Genomic DNA, 14,028 nt, shown 5'->3' with positions numbered 1-14,028 from the left:
GGAAACACTAGCTTAGGCGCAGGTATTCGTTGGCTGAGGTGTGTGATGTCGCTCGAAACATGGTTGGGGTTCTTCGCCGCTTGCTGGGTTATCAGCCTGTCTCCTGGCGCGGGCGCTATTGCCTCGATGTCCAGCGGACTGCAATACGGCTTCTGGCGTGGATACTGGAACGCGCTCGGCCTGCAGATCGCCCTTGTCGTGCAGATTGCCGTGGTCGCCGTAGGGCTTGGCGCGGTTCTGGCCACTTCGGCGCTGGCATTCACTCTGATCAAGTGGTTTGGCGTCGCCTACCTGGTGTATCTGGGCATCAAGCAGTGGCGTGCGCTGCCAAGCGATCTGGCGGATGAGTCAGCTGTACGCCCGGTGGGCAAGCCGCTGGTGCTCATGGCCCGTGGCTTTCTGGTGAACATCAGCAACCCCAAGGCGCTGGTGTTCATCCTCGCGATCCTGCCACAGTTCATCGACACTCACCTGCCGCTGCTGCCGCAATACCTGATCATCGCCGCGACCATGGTCTGCGTGGATCTGATCGTCATGGCGGGCTACACCGGCCTGGCCTCGAAGGTGCTCCGCGCCCTTAAAACCCCCAAACAGCAACGTCGCATGAACCGCACCTTCGCCGGATTGTTCGTCAGTGCAGCGGCGTTCCTCGCCACCTTGCATCGGGCCTGATTCGGTAAAAGCCCTTCTCACAGTTGAGTCACAGTCGGTCCCGCTGACTGTGCTCGGCTGGAAACCGGCTTAAACCCTCAATCGTAGGACTGGCTTCAGCCGGGAAGCGGCCAGAGGCAGCACTCACACTTTTGCGGTGTGACACATGACGCCTTCCCGGCTAAAGCCGGTCCCACTAAAAGCATCGCGTTCGTCCAGTGAAAATGACAAGGCTTGCTCGCGAACGCGGTGTGTCAGCCACCCTCGATGTCACAGGTCCACCGCGTTCGCGACCGTCGTAACCTCCGATTGCTCCTACAGGGGATTTGCGTCCAGCGCGGAAGTCGGGTGCGCACACGAAATTGTAGGAGTGAGCTTGCTCGCGAATACGGTGTGTCAGCCACCGTTGACGTCACAGGCCCACCGCGTTCGCGTCCGTCGCAACCTCCGATTGCTCCTACAGGGGATTTGCGTCCAGCGCGGAGGTCGGGTGCGCACACGAAGTTGTAGGAGTGAGCTTGCTCGCGAAGGCGGTGTGTCAGACAACATGGTTAAAACGGGACTGACGTCTTCCCGGCTAAAGCCGGTCCTGCAATTGAGTCAAAGCCATCAACGCAGCGCTTGAGTCCTCAGCGCCTAACATGAACAATGGCAACCCTTCGCATTCCTATTTGAGATCCACCCTCATGTTTCGCTCCCGCTTATTGACCTGCCTGAGCCTCGTGCTGTTGAGCGTGTTCAGCGTCGGGGCCTGCGCAGCGCCTGCCGAGGACGCTGCTCAGGCTTTGCATTTGCTCGATTACGTCGGGGCGGACTACCCGGCGACGGTCGCGGATGGCAAGGTCGTGGATGACGCGGAGTACCGCGAGCAAGTGGAGTTTCTCGCGGCGCTGCAGGGCACGATCGCAACGCTGCCGGCAAAGCCGGAGCGCGCAGAGCTGGAGCAGGGCGTCACGGCGCTGTTGAATGCCGTCAACCAGAAGCAGGACGGCGCTCAAGTGGCCCGTCAGGCGCGTCAGCTCGGCGCGAAGCTGGCCGTGGCGTACGAAGTCAGTCAGGCGCCGGTGATCACCCCGGATCCCGCACGTGGCGCGCCCTTGTACGCGCAGTATTGTTCGGTGTGCCACGGCGACGCGGGCGCAGGAGACGGCCCCGCCGGGATTGGCCTTTCACCACCGCCATCCAACCTGCGTGACGCAGCGCGGCTGGACCGCCTGAGTCTCTACGACCTCTACAACACGCTCGGCCTGGGCATTGAAGGCACTGAAATGCCTGCCTTCGCGGACCAGCTGGATGACCGTCAGCGTTGGGACGTCGCGACTTACATCGCAGGCTTCAGCGCGGATTCCGCTGCGAAGCAGGAAAAACCCTACAACCTCGCCGATCTGGCGCGGCAGACACCGGCTGAAGTCGGTGCCAGCGAAGGGCCGCAAGCCGCTGCCAGCTTCCGTGCCCAGCGCGCGCAGCCGCCTCAGGTTCAGCGCGGCCCGGCTCAGTTGCTCGATTACACCAGCGCAACTCTGGACAAAAGTTTGGCCGCTTACCAATCCGGTGAGCGCGAGCAGGCATATGACCTATCCGTCGCGGCGTATCTGGAGGGTTTCGAGCTGGTCGAAAGCTCACTCGACAACGTCGATGCCACCGTGCGCAAGGACACCGAAAAAGCGCTCATGGCCTACCGGCAGTCGCTTCAGGATGGCCTGCCCGCAGCCCAGGCGGCGCAGAAGCTCGCTGATGCCAAGGTCAAGCTCAAGGAATCGGCCGATCTGCTTGGCAGCGATGGCCTGAGCACCTCATTGAGCTTCATCTCCGGTCTACTGATCCTGCTGCGCGAAGGACTGGAAGCGATTCTCGTGCTCGCCGCCATTCTCGCGTTCCTACGCAACACCGGTCAGCAATCGGCGGTGCGCAGCGTCAACGTCGGTTGGGGGCTGGCGTTGCTGGCAGGCTTGGGCACGTGGGCGCTGGCGGCATACGTCATCGATGTTAGCGGTTCGCAGCGCGAACTGCTGGAAGGCGCGACCGCACTGTTCGCCAGCGTCATGGTGCTGTGGCTGGGTGTGTGGATGCACGACCGACGTCATGCCGCCGCCTGGCAGGACTACATCAAGAGCAGCCTGGTTGGCGGCGGTGGCCGTTTCGGTTTTGCGGTGCTGGCGTTCTTCTCGGTCTACCGCGAGCTGTTCGAAGTCATTCTGTTCTACGAAACCCTGTGGCTGCAGGCGGGCCCTGCCGGTCACAACGCCGTATTGGCCGGGGGCGCCACGGCGCTGGTGCTGCTTGTCGGCCTGGCGTGGGTGATCCTGCGGGGTTCTGCGAAGCTGCCGCTGACGCTCTTTTTCGGCATCAATGCCGCGCTGCTGTGTGCGCTGTCGGTGGTGTTCGCCGGCCATGGCGTCAAGGCGTTGCAGGAAGCCGGGATTTTCGGAACGCGTCCGGTGCCGTTCTTCGAATTCGACTGGCTGGGCATTCACGCCGACGCCTATTCCCTCGGCGCGCAAGCCATCGCGTTGTTGGCGATTGTGGTGCTGTATGGCCGCAGCCGGATAGCCGAGAAGCGCCGGGCGGTCGCCGCATAAATTCATTTTCTGGAATTGGAGTCGCTTATGCGCGTCTGGATCGATGCCGACGCCTGTCCCAAGGCTGCCAAGGACCTCGTCATCAAGTTCGCCCTCAAGCGCAAGTATGAGGTGGTGCTGGTGGCGGGGCAGAGCCAGATCAAGCCGAGCCTCACCCTGGTGAAGTTGATCGTGGTACCCAGCGGGCCGGATGCGGCTGACGACTATCTGGTGGAGCACGCCGTGCCGGGCGAGCTGGTGATCTGCAGCGATGTGCCGTTGGCTGATCGGCTGGTCAAGAAGGGCGTTGCAGCGCTCGATCCCCGGGGCAAGGAGTTCGATGCGCAGAACATGGGTCAGCGCCTGGCGATGCGTAACCTCTTCACGGATCTGCGGGAGCAAGGCCAGGCCAGTGGCGGGCAGGGCGCCTATGGCGAGCGGGAGAAACAGGCGTTCGCCAACTGCCTCGACCGAATCCTGACGCGGCTGGCTCGCGAGTATCCCTCGCCGCCTGCAGGCGAGAACCCGTAGGGCTGGCGAGCGATCAATCCGCTTCCAGCCCCTTTTCCAGCCCCTTTTCCAGCATCAGTCCGGGAGGCGATCCTCGTTTTCCTGCACCAGCTCCAGCACCCGATCCACCAGCTTGTTGATCCCGGACGCTGCCTCGCCGATGGACGTGGCGACCATATAAGCTGGCGTGCTCACCAACTTGCGGTCCTTGTCCTCGACGATTTCCGTCACCTCGCATTCCTGGTGAGTGCCACCCATTCGGGTGATCGCTGCAGCGGTATCGGCGTCGTTGCCGATCGTGCAGGTCACGCCCGGCCCATAGATTTTGGCGGCCAGCGCAGGCGAAACACAGATAAGCCCGATAGGTTTGCCGGCGGCGGCGAACGCTTCGGCCATCGCCAGCACTTCTGCCTGGACCTTGCAGCCAGCGCCTTGGGTAGAGAAGTTCGACAGGTTTTTCGCAGCACCGAAGCCGCCGGGGATGATCAGCGCATCGAACTCAGTGACGTCGGCTTCGCGAATGTCTTCGATGGCGCCACGGGCGATGCGGGCTGATTCGATCAGCACGTTACGCGACTCGGGCATCTCTTCGCCGGTCAGGTGATTGATAACGTGGTGCTGAGGGATATTCGGTGCGAAGCACTTCACTGAGGCGCCACGTTGATCGAGGCGCAGCAACGTCAGCACGCTTTCGTGGATTTCCGCGCCGTCGTAAACGCCACAGCCAGAAAGAATAACGGCCACTTTTTTGGTCATTCGCGTGTTCCTCTCTCGGGCGCTCCGGTCAGTCACCGGTTACGCAGGTCAGCATTGCGCTGATTGTCGCAAGCCATGAACCTAGGACAACGCCGTCAGCGAATGTCTCCGGATTCATCGGCATGGGCCGAGGATTTACTCGTCAGGGGTGTTTCTGGCTTCTACATTGGCTTCGGCATTGGCCGCGACGGCCAGCTTCTCTTCTCGAGCGATGCGTGCGTTTTTGATGCGGCGGCGAATCCACAGCAGCACGCCAATTACCAGCAGGGCCCCAAGCACCCACAGCTCGTATTTCTTGACGTTGCCCAGCAGGCCTTCGAGCACCGAGCCGAACTTGTACGCCGCTGCCCCCAACGCCGCCGCCCATACCGCCGCGCCGATGCCGTTGAGCAACAGGTAGCGCCCCGGTGGATAACCGGACAGGCCGATGGCAACCGGCATGACCGTGCGCAAGCCATACACAAAGCGGAAGCTCAGCACCCAGATGTCGGGGTGGCGGCGGATATGCTCCAGCGCACGGTCGCCCATCAACTGCCAGCGTGGCTTGCGCGCCAGGAGCTTGCGGCCATGCTTGCGCCCCATGAAATACCAGAGCTGGTCGCCTGCGTAGCTGCCAAAGAAGGCAACCACCACGACCAGATTGATATCCATGTATCCGCGGAACGCAAGAAAGCCGGCGAGCACCAGAATGGTCTCGCCTTCAAAAAAGGTCCCGAGGAAAAGGGCGAAGTAGCCAAATTCTTGTAAAAAATGCTGGAGCATTATTTAGGTGCTGGCGAAATGAACGCGCAGCCTAACGCGCCCAAGTCATTCAGGAAAGTATGCAAATGTGTCACCGCGTTAAAGTTTCCTACATCCGGGAGCGATTATTCGCTTGGAGAGGGGGTTTGTATCGCACACGTTACGTCGCAATTACACCTGTCACGCGAGTGTCATAATCGCCGCTTATAAATGTCACGCTTGCCCGTCTGGATGGGCTCGGAGCCCCTTCTTGCACGTGCCTTCTACCTGGCACCACCCGAATGTTTGCAGGTCAGGGCTTGCACCGTACGGAGAAATCCGTAGCGTGGAGAGTCAAACCGCTCACAGCGTCGAGCCTGACGCCGGTCGCCTCGCCGCACGACATCGAGTCAGGCTGCAAACATCTTCAGAACCGCCACGCCTTGGGCGTGACCGTTGTCCCACGCTGTACGTCACCACTGTTGTGGCGCAAGCGGCGTTCCGACATCGGCCGTATGCGCGGCCCAACTGTTACAAGGCCAATTGCCTTACAGGATTATTCATGAGCACCGAAGGATCTACCGAAGCCGCAGTCGAGCTTGACCCTCAGCCTGTCAATCAGCCGCCCGTCAACCAAGAGGTCACTGCCGTGGTCGAGCCGACCATTGAAGTGGTCCCCGCGCTGGAACCGCATCATCCAGCCCCGCATGTCATCGCGGTGCCCAACCTGGATGACAGCAGTCTCTACATCCATCGGGAGCTGTCGCAGCTGCAGTTCAACATCCGCGTGTTGGAACAGGCGCTCGACGAGTCCTATCCGTTGCTTGAGCGGCTCAAGTTTCTGCTGATCTTCTCCAGCAACCTCGACGAATTCTTCGAAATCCGCGTTGCCGGGCTCAAGAAGCAAATCACCTTTGCTCGCGAACAGGCCGGCGCTGATGGTCTCCAGCCTCATCAGGCGCTGGCGCGCATCAGCGAGCTGGTCCACGGCCACGTGGATCGCCAGTACGCCATTCTCAACGACATCCTGTTGCCGGAGCTGGAGAAGCATCAGGTGCGCTTCATTCGCCGTCGCAACTGGAACGCGAAGATCAAGGCCTGGGTGCGCCGTTATTTCCGTGACGAGATCGCACCGATCATCACGCCGATCGGTCTGGACCCGACGCACCCGTTCCCGTTGCTGGTGAACAAGTCGCTGAACTTCATCGTTGAGCTGGAAGGCATTGACGCCTTCGGCCGTGACTCGGGTCTGGCGATCATCCCGGCACCGCGCCTGTTGCCGCGCATCATCAAGGTGCCGGAAGACGTGGGCGGCCCGGGTGACAACTATGTGTTCCTGTCGTCGATGATCCACGCCCACGCCGATGACCTGTTCCAAGGCATGAAGGTCAAGGGCTGCTATCAGTTCCGCCTGACCCGTAACGCTGACCTGGCCCTCGACTCCGAAGACGTGGAAGACCTTGCCCGCGCGCTGCGTGGCGAGCTGTTCTCCCGTCGCTACGGCGATGCAGTGCGTCTGGAAGTGGCAGACACCTGCCCGAAACTGCTGTCGGACTATCTGCTCAAGCAGTTCAATCTGAGCGAGACCGAGCTGTATCAGGTCAATGGCCCGGTGAACCTGACGCGTTTGTTCAGCATCACGGGTCTGGACAGTCACCCCGAGCTGCAGTACATGCCGTTCACCCCGGCGATTCCGAAGCTGCTGCAGAACAGCGAAAACATTTTCAACGTCATCAGCAAGCAGGACATCCTGCTGCTGCACCCGTTCGAGTCCTTCACCCCGGTCGTCGATCTGCTGCGCCAGGCCGCGAAAGACCCTCACGTGCTGGCCGTGCGGCAGACGCTGTACCGCAGCGGCGCCAACTCTGAAATCGTCGATGCGCTGGTGGATGCCGCGCGCAACGGCAAGGAAGTCACTGCGGTTATCGAGCTGCGTGCGCGTTTTGACGAAGAGTCGAACCTGCAACTGGCGAGCCGCCTGCAAGCGGCCGGCGCCGTCGTGATCTACGGCGTGGTCGGCTACAAGACCCACGCCAAGATGATGCTGATCCTGCGCCGTGAAGCTGGTGAGATTGTGCGCTACGCGCATTTGGGCACCGGCAACTATCACGCCGGCAACGCGCGTCTCTATACCGACTACAGCCTGCTGACCTCGGACGATGCGTTGTGCGAAGACGTCGGCAAGCTGTTCAGCCAGTTGATCGGCATGGGTAAGACGCTGCGCATGAAGAAGCTGCTGCACGCGCCGTTCACCCTGAAGAAAGGCATGCTGGACATGATTGGCCGGGAGACGCAGTTCGCGTCCGAGGGCAAGCCTGCGCACATCATCGCCAAGTTCAACTCGTTGACCGATCCGAAGATCATTCGCGCGCTATACAAGGCCAGCCAGACCGGGGTCAAGATCGACCTCGTCGTGCGCGGCATGTGCTGCCTGCGTCCTGGCGTGCCGGGCGTGTCCCACAACATTCAGGTGCGCTCGATCATCGGGCGCTTCCTTGAGCACACACGGGTGTTCTACTTCTTGAATGGCGGGGACGAGCAGATGTTTCTGTCCAGCGCCGACTGGATGGAGCGCAACCTCGACAAGCGCGTCGAGACTTGCTTCCCGGTGGAAGGCAAGAAGCTGATCTTGCGTGTGAAGAAAGAGCTGGAAGGGTACCTGACCGACAACACCCATAGCTGGCTGCTACAGCCGGACGGGCGCTACATTCGCAGCACCCCGACCGGCAACCAAAACGCCCGCAATGTGCAGGCGAGCCTGTTGGAAAAACTCAGCAACCCGGTCCTCAGCGTACGTTAAGGATGATGCCGACTCGGGTCAGCCACTCCGCTTCGAGCGCGAAGTCGGCCTGAGTCAGCTGGTTGTTTTCCAGCCAGCCGTCCGGGAACACGATGTCCAGATGGTTATCGTTGGCGGTCAGCACAGGCTGCGGCATCTCTTGGGTGCCGCGAATGTGGTGGAACAGGATCGCGAAACGCAGCAACACGCACAGACGAATCAGCTTCACGCCTTCGTTGCCGAACTCGGCAAACTTGTCCTTGGGAATATTACGGCGGTGACCGCGCACGAGCAGGCCAAGCATTTGCTGGTCCTCGCGGGAAAAGCCGGCCAGGTCCGAGTGCTCGATCAGGTACGCGCCATGCTTGTGGTAGTGGTAGTGGGCGATGTCCAGGCCCACTTCATGCACTTTGGCGGCCCAGCTCAGTAACTCGCGGTACGAATTGTCCTCAAGCTCCCACGCCTTCGCCACTTGCTCCAGCGCCGACAGCGCCTTGCGCTCGACACGGGCGGCTTGCTCGAGATCAACGTGATAGCGCTCCATCAGCGAGCTGAGGGTGCGTTCGCGCACGTCTTCGTGATGATGACGGCCAAGCAGGTCGTAGAGCACGCCTTCCCGCAGGGCGCCTTCGCAGTGGTCCATGCGCTTGAGGTCGAGGGCGTCGAAGATGGCTTCGAGGATTGCGAGGCCCGCCGGGAAGATTGCCCGACGATCAGGCTTGAGGCCTTCGAAATCGATTTTTTCCACTTCGCCCAGCTTCATCAGCTTGCGCTTGAGCCAGGCCAAGCCTTCGGCGTTGACCTCGCCATTACCGTGGCCGCCGGCTTTCAGCGCCAGGCCGATGGCGCGAATGGTCCCGGACGAGCCGATTGCTTCATCCCAGGTCAGGCGATGCAGTGCGTGCTCGATGCTCATGATTTCCAGCCGCGCCGCGGTGTAAGCCTGGGCATAGCGCGCCGGGGTGATCTTGCCGTCCTTGAAATAACGCTGAGTGAAGCTGACGCAGCCCATCTGCAGGCTTTCGCGCAGCAGCGGCTCGAAGCGCTGGCCGATGATGAACTCGGTGCTGCCGCCGCCAATGTCGGCGACCAGGCGTTTGCCGGGCGTGTCGGCCAGGGTGTGGGAGACGCCCAGGTAAATCAGGCGCGCTTCTTCACGGCCGGAGATGACCTCGACCGGATGGCCGAGGATTTCTTCGGCGCGGTGAATGAATTCGTTGCGGTTGCGGGCTTCGCGCAGGGCGTTGGTGCCGACGATGCGCACGGCGCCGGGCGGCATACCGTTGATCAGCTGGGCGAAACGCTTGAGGCAGTCGAGCCCGCGCTGCATGGATTCTTCGCTGAGGCGGCGGTCGTCATCGATCCCCGCGGCCAGCTGCACTTTCTCACCGAGCCGCTCAAGGATGCGAATTTCGCCCTGATTGGCTTTGGCGACAACCATATGGAAGCTGTTGGAGCCCAGGTCGATCGCGGCGATCAGCGAGAGGTTTTTGGCTGTGGATAGCGGCATGGTCAAAAGGTCTCGGTCGATAACTCCGACATCGTGCCACGATCCATCACCGTCGCCAAACCGGCAACGTATTTGCGCGGTATTAGCAGGACCGGCTTCAGCCGGGAAGAGGCCTGCTTGCGCGCCATCAATGTTGCGGTATGGCACCTGACGTCTTCCCGGCTAAAGCCGGTCCTACGATTTGAGCCGAAGCCGGTGCTGCACTCGGGCTCAAGCCTGCTCGACTGACCCAATGAAATTAGCCAGTTCGGGCGTTTTCGGGTTGGCCATCAACTCTTTCGGGTCGCCCACCTCATGCACCTTGCCCTGGTGCATGAACACCAGCTTGTCACCCACTTCCCGGGCGAAGCGCATTTCGTGGGTCACCATGATCAGCGTCATGCCGTCTTTGGCCAGCTCGCGAACGACCGCGAGGACTTCGTTGACCAGTTCCGGGTCGAGCGCCGAGGTGATTTCGTCGCACAGCAGCACTTTGGGCGACATCGCCAGCGCACGCGCAATCGCCACGCGCTGCTGCTGACCACCGGACAACCGGTCAGGGAAGGCGTCGAATTTCTCGCCCAGGCCCACGCGATTGAGCATTTCCTTCGCCAGCCTGGTCGCTTCGGCTTTGGAAACCTTCTTCACCACCTGCGGCGCAAGCATCACGTTCTCGCCCACCGTCAGCTGAGGAAACAGGTTGAATTGCTGAAAGACCATGCCGACTTTCTGTCTCAGGCTGCGCAGGTCAGCCCGCGCTGCATCGAGGTATTCGCCGTCGACTTCGATCACACCGTCATTGATCGACTCCAGTCCGTTGAGCGTGCGCAGCAGCGTGCTCTTGCCTGAACCGCTGCGGCCGATGATCGCCACGACCTGGCCTTCCTCGACGCTGAGGTCGATGCCCTTGAGCACATGGTGGTCGCCGTAATACTTGTGCAGGGCGGAAATTCTAAGCAGAGGCATGAAGTCTCCTTTCCAGGTAGCGCGCGCTGAGCGACAACGGATAGCAAAGCAGGAAGTAGCCCAGGGCAACGAAGCCGTAGACCATGAAAGGCTGGAACGTGGCATTGGCGAGCATGCCGCCGGTTTTCGTCAGCTCCGTGAAGCCAATGATCGACGTCACTGCAGTGCCTTTGACCACTTGCACGGAGAACCCTACCGTCGGCGCCACCGCGATGCGCAACGCCTGAGGCAGAATCACGTAGCGCAGTTGCTCGAAGGGCGTCAGCGCCAGGCTCGCCGAAGCTTCCCATTGGCCGTTGGAAATCGACTCCACGCAGCCCCGCCAGATATCAGCCAGGTACGCGCTGGTGAACAGCGTCAACGCCAGCGCCGCCGCGAACCAGGGCGAAATGTCGATGCCCATCAGCGCCACGCCGAAGAACACCAGAAACAGCTGCATCAACAACGGCGTGCCTTGAAACAGCTCGATATAGCAGCGCGCGAGCCGCCGGGGCATTGCCTTCTCGGAGATGCGCAGAGTCATCACCAGCAACCCGATCACGCCGCCGCCGATGAATGCCACCAGCGACAACACCAGTGTCCATTGCAGCCCGGTCAGCAAGTTGCGCACGACGTCCCAGAGGGTGAAATCCATCAGCGGCTCCTCGCGATGTAACGTCGGCCGATCCACGCCAGCAACTGACGCACCAGCAGCGCCATGCACAGGTAGATCAGCGTGGTAATGATGTACGTCTCAAACGCGCGGAAATTACGCGACTGAATGAAGTTCGCCGCAAAGCTCAGCTCCTCCGTTGCGATCTGCGAACAGACCGCCGAGCCGAGCATTACGATGATGATCTGGCTGCTCAACGCCGGCCAGACCTTGCCCAGTGCCGGGACCAGCACGACGTGGCGGAAGGTCTCGAAGCGGGTCATTGCCAGCGCGGCCGAGGCTTCGATCTGGCCGCGCGGAATGGCCTGCACACCCGCGCGGATGATCTCCGTCGAATAGGCGCCGAGGTTGATGACCATCGCCAGCACGGCGGCCTGCCACTCGGATATCTGCAGCCCCAGGGACGGCAGCCCGAAGAAAATGAAAAACAGCTGCACCAGAAACGGCGTGTTGCGGATCAGCTCGACGTAGACACCGAAAATGGCCGAGAACGGCTGAATTTTCCACGCCCTGACAATCGCCCCGACGATGCCGACGCTGATGCCGAGCAGGGTGCCGATGGCGGTCAGTTCCAAGGTGAACAGCGCGCCGCGCAGGAGCAGGTCAGTGTTTTGCAGGACCGGGATAAAGTCGAACTGATAAGCCATTTAAGTGCCTCGGCAGTCGATGATCAGAGGTCGGCAGGCAGTGGCTGCTTGAGCCAGGTCTGCGCGTTCTTCTCCAGCGCGCCGTCTTTCTTCGCCGCTTCGAGGATCTCGTTCACTTTGGCCAGCAACTCAGGCTGACCTTTGTTCACGCCCACGTAGACCGGCGAGTCCTTGAGCTTCACTTTCAGCTCCGGAATGCGCTTGGGATTCTTTTCGCTGATGGCGACCATCACCACGTTGCCGCTGGCGATCAGGTCGGTCTGCTTGGCCAGGTAAGCCGCGATGGTCGAGTTGTTGTCTTCGAAGCGTTTGATCGTGGCTTCCTTCGGCGCGACGGCGGTCAGCTCGATATCCTCGATAGCGCCACGGGTCACGCTGATGGTTTTGCCTTTCAGGTCGTCCACGGTTTTGATCGCGTCTTCAGGCGGGCCGAATACCGCGAGGTAGAACGGTGCGTAAGCGCGGGAGAAATCGATGACCTTTTCGCGGTCCGGGTTTTTGCCAAGGCTGGAGATGACCAGGTCAACCTTGCCGGTCGTCAGGTACGGGATGCGGTTGGTGCTGTTGACCGGGGTCAGCTCAAGCTTGACCTTCAGTTGGTTGGCGATCAGCTGTGCGGTGTCGATGTCCAGGCCGCGCGGCTTCATGTCGGGGCCGACCGAGCCGAAGGGCGGGAAGTCTTGCGGCACAGCGACTTTCAACGTGCCGCGGGCGGTTACATCATCCAGACCATTAGCGTGGGCGGTGGCCTGGCCGAGCATGAGGCTGGCAAACAGGGCGGCGAGCAGGGCGCTGTAACGCTGGGTCATGGGGTGTCTCCGAATCGATCAATGTGTAGGCGAAGCCCGAGTGATGGCCAAGCACCAGTGCACAGCCCATGCCAGCCGCTTGTTTGCGACCATGGAATGCGGGCCCCAGGCCTGATCCGGTCTAACTGGTCTGAACAGTGAGTTGACGAGGTGCCCTGCTTTGGCGCGCCTGAAAGGCCCGGCGCCCCTCGCTTGGGCGTCACTTGCCGGATACCTCCGATGGCGATACAAGGGATTTTTCCTACGGTTTCCACACCTTGATCGCTATGCATCCGAGCCCTGTCGCAGTGCCTGAAGCCGCCTTCCAGGCGATCCGCAAATTGATCGCCGAGCAGGGCTATGTGCCCGGCGACAGCCTGCCATCCCAGCGGGATCTGGCGATTCGTCTGGGCGTCAGTCGCGCTTCGTTGCGTGAAGCATTGTCATCGTTGAGCGCTCTGGGACTCGTCAGTGTGCAGCCCGGCAAGGGCGTCTTCGTGCAGGCGATTTCTGAACCACAACGGAGCACGAGTGGATTTTCCTGGCCGTATGCAGCGCACGCCTCGCCCGCAGAGACGTTTCAGTTGCGCTACGCCCTGGAGGGTTTTGCAGCCGGGCTTGCGGCAGTGACGTTGACGGCCGACGAGCGCGATGTACTGGAAGACAACGTCGAGGCGATGCGGCTTGAGCTCAAGGCCGGGGACTTTGAGTGCGCAGCCCGGCTCGACTTCGATTTTCATCGACGCATCCTTGTCGCCAGTGGCAATCAGGCGATTCTGGGGATCATCACCAGCAGCGCCGATATTTTTCTGGAAAGCCAGAAGCTGCCATTTATCCGGGCGGGCAGGGCGATGGAGACCTGGCAGGAGCACCGCAAGATCCTCCGGGCGTTGGCGCGAAACGCGTCTGGCCCGGCGCAGAAAGCCATGCAGGAGCACATCCGCGGCGCGGCGTTACGCACCGGCATTGTGTTCGTCGCACCCTCCGGCTGAGCTCCGTCGATTGAGGCAACCCTGTCGAGTCATAGCAAGAGACAATCAACCTCGGCTTCCTGTCACCGCGTGACACAGTTATGATGGCCCACGTTTTTTTGCCTATGACCTCGGAGAAATCTCATGAGTAACGACCTGATCAAGCATGTCAGCGATGCGAGCTTCGAAGCCGATGTCCTGAAGGCCAGCGGCCCTGTACTGGTCGATTACTGGGCTGAATGGTGTGGCCCGTGCAAGATGATTGCCCCGGTTCTGGATGACATCGCTACTCATTACGATGGCAAGCTGACCATCGCCAAGCTGAACATCGACGACAACCAGGAAACACCGGCCAAGCACGGCGTCCGTGGTATTCCGACTCTGATGCTGTTCAAGGACGGCGAAGTCGCCGCGACCAAGGTCGGCGCACTGTCCAAGTCCCAGCTGCAAGCGTTCCTCGACGCCAATATCTGATGACGTTAAAGCCCCGCAAATCGCGGGGTTTTTTTCTGGCGTCGTACTAGACGCTTAGAAAATCAAG

Annotated in this window: 13 protein-coding genes; 6 read left to right on the top strand and 7 right to left on the bottom strand. The window is 61.0% G+C overall.

Translation table 11 applies throughout. The features are described from left to right. Positions 1-45 precede the first annotated feature (45 nt). The 3 genes from ACYASU_RS07230 to ACYASU_RS07220 all read left to right on the top strand — a co-directional run bounded on the left by ACYASU_RS07230 (position 46) and on the right by ACYASU_RS07220 (position 3,740). Positions 46-672, top strand: coding sequence for a LysE family transporter (locus ACYASU_RS07230; protein WP_192171386.1), 627 nt, complete (start codon positions 46-48; stop codon positions 670-672). 665 nt (positions 673-1,337) lie between these two features. Beyond that, positions 1,338-3,230 (top strand): FTR1 family protein, encoded by a 1,893-nt coding sequence (locus ACYASU_RS07225; protein WP_463582405.1) that lies wholly within the window; start codon positions 1,338-1,340, stop codon positions 3,228-3,230. 27 nt (positions 3,231-3,257) lie between these two features. After that, positions 3,258-3,740, top strand: coding sequence for a YaiI/YqxD family protein (locus ACYASU_RS07220; protein WP_192171384.1), 483 nt, complete (start codon positions 3,258-3,260; stop codon positions 3,738-3,740). Positions 3,741-3,794: 54 nt separating this feature from the next. Here ACYASU_RS07220 and elbB read toward each other — a convergent pair whose 3' ends face one another. Together elbB and ACYASU_RS07210 are read right to left on the bottom strand one after the other, a co-directional pair. Beyond that, positions 3,795-4,475, bottom strand: coding sequence for an isoprenoid biosynthesis glyoxalase ElbB (gene elbB, locus ACYASU_RS07215; RefSeq protein WP_192171383.1), 681 nt, complete (start codon positions 4,473-4,475; stop codon positions 3,795-3,797). Positions 4,476-4,610: 135 nt separating this feature from the next. Further along, positions 4,611-5,240 carry a DedA family protein gene (locus ACYASU_RS07210; RefSeq protein WP_346627456.1) on the bottom strand — a complete coding sequence of 210 codons (630 nt, stop codon included), beginning with the start codon at positions 5,238-5,240 and terminating at the stop codon, positions 4,611-4,613. Positions 5,241-5,757: 517 nt separating this feature from the next. On the opposite strand from ACYASU_RS07210, the gene ppk1 reads away from it, so the two are divergent. Beyond that, positions 5,758-7,995: a polyphosphate kinase 1 gene (gene ppk1, locus ACYASU_RS07205; RefSeq protein WP_192171381.1), complete on the top strand. Its 2,238-nt coding sequence runs from the start codon at positions 5,758-5,760 to the stop codon at positions 7,993-7,995. On the opposite strand, the gene ppx is transcribed toward ppk1, so the two are convergent. The 5 genes from ppx to ACYASU_RS07180 form a co-directional block, all read right to left on the bottom strand. After that, complete coding sequence (gene ppx, locus ACYASU_RS07200) at positions 7,982-9,484, bottom strand: exopolyphosphatase (RefSeq protein WP_346627448.1); 1,503 nt, start codon at positions 9,482-9,484, stop codon at positions 7,982-7,984. The two genes, ppk1 and ppx, sit on opposite strands and share 14 nt — an antisense overlap. A 210-nt stretch (positions 9,485-9,694) precedes the next feature. Further along, complete coding sequence (locus ACYASU_RS07195; RefSeq protein ID WP_463582404.1) at positions 9,695-10,429, bottom strand: amino acid ABC transporter ATP-binding protein; 735 nt, start codon at positions 10,427-10,429, stop codon at positions 9,695-9,697. Further along, positions 10,416-11,066, bottom strand: a complete 651-nt coding sequence (locus ACYASU_RS07190) for an amino acid ABC transporter permease (protein ID WP_463582443.1) — start codon at positions 11,064-11,066, stop codon at positions 10,416-10,418. The genes ACYASU_RS07195 and ACYASU_RS07190 overlap by 14 nt, the downstream gene beginning before the upstream one ends. Next, on the bottom strand, positions 11,063-11,728 hold the full coding sequence (locus ACYASU_RS07185; protein WP_346628106.1) for an amino acid ABC transporter permease: 666 nt from the start codon (positions 11,726-11,728) through the stop codon (positions 11,063-11,065). Before ACYASU_RS07185 ends, ACYASU_RS07190 begins: the two co-directional genes overlap by 4 nt. A gap of 23 nt (positions 11,729-11,751) precedes the next feature. Beyond that, positions 11,752-12,537 carry a transporter substrate-binding domain-containing protein gene (locus ACYASU_RS07180; protein ID WP_463582403.1) on the bottom strand — a complete coding sequence of 262 codons (786 nt, stop codon included), beginning with the start codon at positions 12,535-12,537 and terminating at the stop codon, positions 11,752-11,754. Positions 12,538-12,803: 266 nt separating this feature from the next. Between ACYASU_RS07180 and ACYASU_RS07175 the strand changes: the two genes are divergently transcribed. Together ACYASU_RS07175 and trxA are read left to right on the top strand one after the other, a co-directional pair. Next, complete coding sequence (locus tag ACYASU_RS07175; protein ID WP_192171484.1) at positions 12,804-13,508, top strand: FadR/GntR family transcriptional regulator; 705 nt, start codon at positions 12,804-12,806, stop codon at positions 13,506-13,508. Between the two features lie 123 nt (positions 13,509-13,631). After that, positions 13,632-13,961: a thioredoxin TrxA gene (gene trxA / locus ACYASU_RS07170; RefSeq protein ID WP_192171377.1), complete on the top strand. Its 330-nt coding sequence runs from the start codon at positions 13,632-13,634 to the stop codon at positions 13,959-13,961. The last annotated feature ends 67 nt before the right edge of the window (positions 13,962-14,028 follow it).

It is taken from the genome of Pseudomonas sp. HP_12 (assembly GCF_055283955.1).
This window is presented reverse-complemented; position numbering and strand designations above follow the sequence as displayed.

What these genes read in the sequence shown, in the direction of transcription:
- ACYASU_RS07230 (WP_192171386.1), top strand. Translation starts at nt 46, where the DNA reads ATGTCGCTCGAAACATGGTTGGGGTTCTTCGCCGCTTGCTGGGTTATC.
- ACYASU_RS07225 (WP_463582405.1), top strand. Translation starts at nt 1,338, where the DNA reads ATGTTTCGCTCCCGCTTATTGACCTGCCTGAGCCTCGTGCTGTTGAGC.
- ACYASU_RS07220 (WP_192171384.1), top strand. Translation starts at nt 3,258, where the DNA reads ATGCGCGTCTGGATCGATGCCGACGCCTGTCCCAAGGCTGCCAAGGAC.
- elbB (WP_192171383.1), bottom strand. Translation starts at nt 4,475, where the DNA reads ATGACCAAAAAAGTGGCCGTTATTCTTTCTGGCTGTGGCGTTTACGAC.
- ppk1 (WP_192171381.1), top strand. Translation starts at nt 5,758, where the DNA reads ATGAGCACCGAAGGATCTACCGAAGCCGCAGTCGAGCTTGACCCTCAG.
- ppx (WP_346627448.1), bottom strand. Translation starts at nt 9,484, where the DNA reads ATGCCGCTATCCACAGCCAAAAACCTCTCGCTGATCGCCGCGATCGAC.
- ACYASU_RS07195 (WP_463582404.1), bottom strand. Translation starts at nt 10,429, where the DNA reads ATGCCTCTGCTTAGAATTTCCGCCCTGCACAAGTATTACGGCGACCAC.
- ACYASU_RS07185 (WP_346628106.1), bottom strand. Translation starts at nt 11,728, where the DNA reads ATGGCTTATCAGTTCGACTTTATCCCGGTCCTGCAAAACACTGACCTG.
- ACYASU_RS07180 (WP_463582403.1), bottom strand. Translation starts at nt 12,537, where the DNA reads ATGACCCAGCGTTACAGCGCCCTGCTCGCCGCCCTGTTTGCCAGCCTC.
- ACYASU_RS07175 (WP_192171484.1), top strand. Translation starts at nt 12,804, where the DNA reads ATGCATCCGAGCCCTGTCGCAGTGCCTGAAGCCGCCTTCCAGGCGATC.
- trxA (WP_192171377.1), top strand. Translation starts at nt 13,632, where the DNA reads ATGAGTAACGACCTGATCAAGCATGTCAGCGATGCGAGCTTCGAAGCC.